Genomic DNA, 3,136 nt, shown 5'->3' with positions numbered 1-3,136 from the left:
GACGGGTTGACAGGCGACTTGAGCGCCCCTTTACCGCAACGTCCCGGGCGCGGCCGAAATTCCCGGGATTTGAGAAAAAACCTTGTCAAGCACTTTTTGAGAAAAAGTGAGCTGAATAGTTGCAAAGCTTCTGCCCTCAGTCGTTGCCTCAGCTCTAATTGCAGGTACCGCCCAAGCAGCAATTTCTGGAGACACAGTTAAGCTGGGGTACCTTGCTGACATGTCCGGCACTTACCGTGACCTTGCCGGCCCGAACGGCCTTAAAGCCATGGAAATGGCTGTTGCCGATTTTGGCGGGACAGTAAACAATGCCAAGATCGAGGTGGTCAGTGCCGACGATCGGAATAGCCCTGATGTTGCATCCAGTACAGTGCGTCGCTGGGTAGAGAACGACGGTGTCGACATGGTTGGCGGCATGGTGGCCTCTTCAGTAACCATCGCCACTACCAAGATACTCGAAGAAAACAACAAATTGGGACTGATCTCGGGCTCTGCTGCATCCAGCATCACAACGAGCACTGTACACCCAATCACATACAGTACGTCTACGACACCTACGCACTGTCCATCGGTACTCCGACCGCGATCATTCAGGAAGGCGGCAAATCCTGGTACATACTGACCGCAGACTATGCCTTCGGTCATGCCATGGAGGCGGACGTTACCCGGGTTGTAGAAGCCAATGGCGGTGAGATTCTCGGAAGCATCCGTCATCCATTCCCAACGCCGGACTTTTCCTCGTTCATCCTCCAGGCCCAGGCTTCAGGAGCCGACGTCATTGCTCTGGCGAACGCCGGGGCGGACACAACCAATGCAATCACCACCGCTGCAGAATTTGGCGTCACGCAGTCAGGCCAAATCATTGCTGGTCTTGTCGTATTTATCAGTGACATTCACGCCCTGGGTACCGAAGCGGCCCAGGGACTGCAGCTGACTACCGGATGGTACTGGGACATGAACGATGAAACCCGTGAATGGTCTGATCGTTTCATGGAAGAAACCGGTACCCGTCCAACAATGGTTCACGCGGGGATCTACTCCAGCACAATGCAATATCTGATGGCGGTGGAAGGTACTGGCTCGGATGACGCCCAAACTGTCCGCAAGCATCTGATAGAGACTCCGATCAACGATATGTTCGCCAAAAACGGTCGTATCCGTGAGGACGGCCGGATGGTTCATGACATGTACCTGGCCGAGGTAAAAACACCGGAAGAGTCCACCGGCGAATGGGATCTTTACAAGATTGTTCGAACGATTCCGGGCAACGAAGCCTTCCGTCCGCTTTCGGAGAGCAAATGCAAGCTCATCACTAACTGAGTGAAAACTGCGATCGCGGAGTTCCCTGCGAGATCCCAGGGAACTCCGGGTTCACAGCGCCCTTATCATCCGGAGTGAAGCAAGAAAATGCGGAAGACTACCCCGGATCTATGTGAAGATATCGTTGATAAATAAACTTAACGGGCTTGCGAACCATTCTTTACCAACGGGATACGAAATGATCGTCAACGAATCCGGAGGCATTCCCAACCGGCTTTTTTTCCGCCTGTTCCAGACCGGAAACATTCTGCAGCGCCAGGTCCAGAATGAAATGGGCATCAGCGCCGTTCAATGGGCGGTATTGGGTGCATTGTCCCGGGAAGGATTCGAGAACGGCACCTCATTCAATCAACTCAAAGAGTATCTGTACGTCAGTCGCCAAAACCTTGATGGCGTCCTAAAGCGAATGGAAAGGGATGGGCATGTCGTCCGGATACAGGATCCCCAAGACCGCCGAGCAAGACTGGTAGTACTTACCGAATCCGGTCGAACGTTCTGGAACCGGCTGCAAGACACGATTGCCGAGTTTTACAGACAGGCCATGCAGGAGATGAGCTTTGATGACGGTGTCAGCCTGCTTCACCTTTTGAAAAAACTCCAGCATGGGCTTATTGACGTCTCTCTGGAATCGACCATCCCAGAGCCCCATGACACCGAGAACCTCCAAACCGAATAAAACGTCAGCCATTCCACTTGATCAAATGGCCAACTCGCAGACTTGGGCACCAGAAGTGAACGGCGGACTCACTGAAAGGTACGCATTGCAGCTCTGTTTTTGCCCGAACGTTTCGCAAGGTACATGGTTTCGTCTGCCAGCATCAGGGCTTTATCGACTCTACCGGGTGCCTCATTAAAAGTGACCATGCCAAGTGAAAATGTCACCGGCCATTTACTTTGATCCATCTTATTTTCTATGGTTTGAACCAGTCGCGGCATGAACTGCTTAGCCGCGTCGAATCCCGTATCAGGGAGCAACACCGCAAATTCGTCGCCACCAATGCGTGCCGGGAAGTCGCCGCTACGAAGGCCAGACTTGAGGGCATCCCCCACGTCTTTGAGCACTTTATCGCCCTCTGCGTGACCGTAGTCATCGTTGATCGGCTTGAAGTTATCTAAATCAATACTGATTAGCGTTAAATGTCGGCCATAGCGGGAAAGACGCTTGATCGAGCGTTCAAGCTCTGCTCGAAAACTGCGTATGTTAGCAATTGATGTAAGGGGATCTGTCCGGGCCAGCATTCGTTCTTGATCTAGTTCATTCCGTAACCCAGTCACGAGGTATCGCTGCTCGGACACATCCTGACAAATCGCCAGGGTGTAACTTCCGGACGCCAAGGTAATCTGCCTTAAAATAATAACAATCGCGAAGTGCGTCCCATCGCCTCGCACAGCTTCCAGTGCAGAATTTGCAATCCTTGTCTCTTTCTCTGGAGAGGCGTGGAAGCGGGCCATCTTATTATCATGGCCATCGCGCTTCTCGACTGGAATAAGCTCCCCAACATGTTTTGCATGGAAGCCATCTCCGCTGGACTTGAAAACCCGCCTGGCCATTTCGTTCTCAATAAGAATTTCACCGCTATCGCCAACCACGAGGGCAGCTTCAGGAAGGGTATTCAGGAACCGCTTGTAATCGGAGAGAGTAGGCAGATTTTCAGTATTCACAAAGTGGGACTCAAAGGTGATAAACCCAACACTAAACGTAACTATTCAGCTGCCTCCCCGTAAAAAGCCCTGTTAGCCCCGTTCCGGTGCCGACATAAAAGCCGGCTCACGCCCGGTAAACAGCTGCGTCAATACCTCGGAGGCACCCAGGTTC

2 protein-coding genes and 1 pseudogene are annotated in these 3,136 nt (G+C 52.5%); 2 read left to right on the top strand and 1 reads right to left on the bottom strand.

Annotation, left to right across the window (positions count from 1 at the left end; all coding sequences use genetic code 11):
- Positions 1–220 precede the first annotated feature (220 nt).
- Positions 221–1,320: pseudogene (locus QPL96_RS19200) on the top strand (ABC transporter substrate-binding protein).
- Between the two features lie 178 nt (positions 1,321–1,498).
- Positions 1,499–1,996, top strand: coding sequence for a MarR family winged helix-turn-helix transcriptional regulator (locus tag QPL96_RS19195; RefSeq protein ID WP_104272141.1), 498 nt, complete (start codon positions 1,499–1,501; stop codon positions 1,994–1,996).
- A 68-nt stretch (positions 1,997–2,064) separates the two neighbouring features.
- Here the strand turns inward: QPL96_RS19195 and QPL96_RS19190 are convergent, their stop codons facing one another.
- Positions 2,065–2,982 carry a sensor domain-containing diguanylate cyclase gene (locus QPL96_RS19190; protein WP_303288881.1) on the bottom strand — a complete coding sequence of 306 codons (918 nt, stop codon included), beginning with the start codon at positions 2,980–2,982 and terminating at the stop codon, positions 2,065–2,067.
- Between the last annotated feature and the right edge of the window lie 154 nt (positions 2,983–3,136).

Origin of the sequence: Marinobacter sp. SS8-8 (assembly GCF_030540945.1) — a bacterium.
Classification (GTDB): Bacteria; Pseudomonadota; Gammaproteobacteria; order Pseudomonadales; family Oleiphilaceae; genus Marinobacter.
Note: the sequence above shows the minus strand (reverse complement) of the source record. Positions and strands in the feature narration are given on the sequence as shown.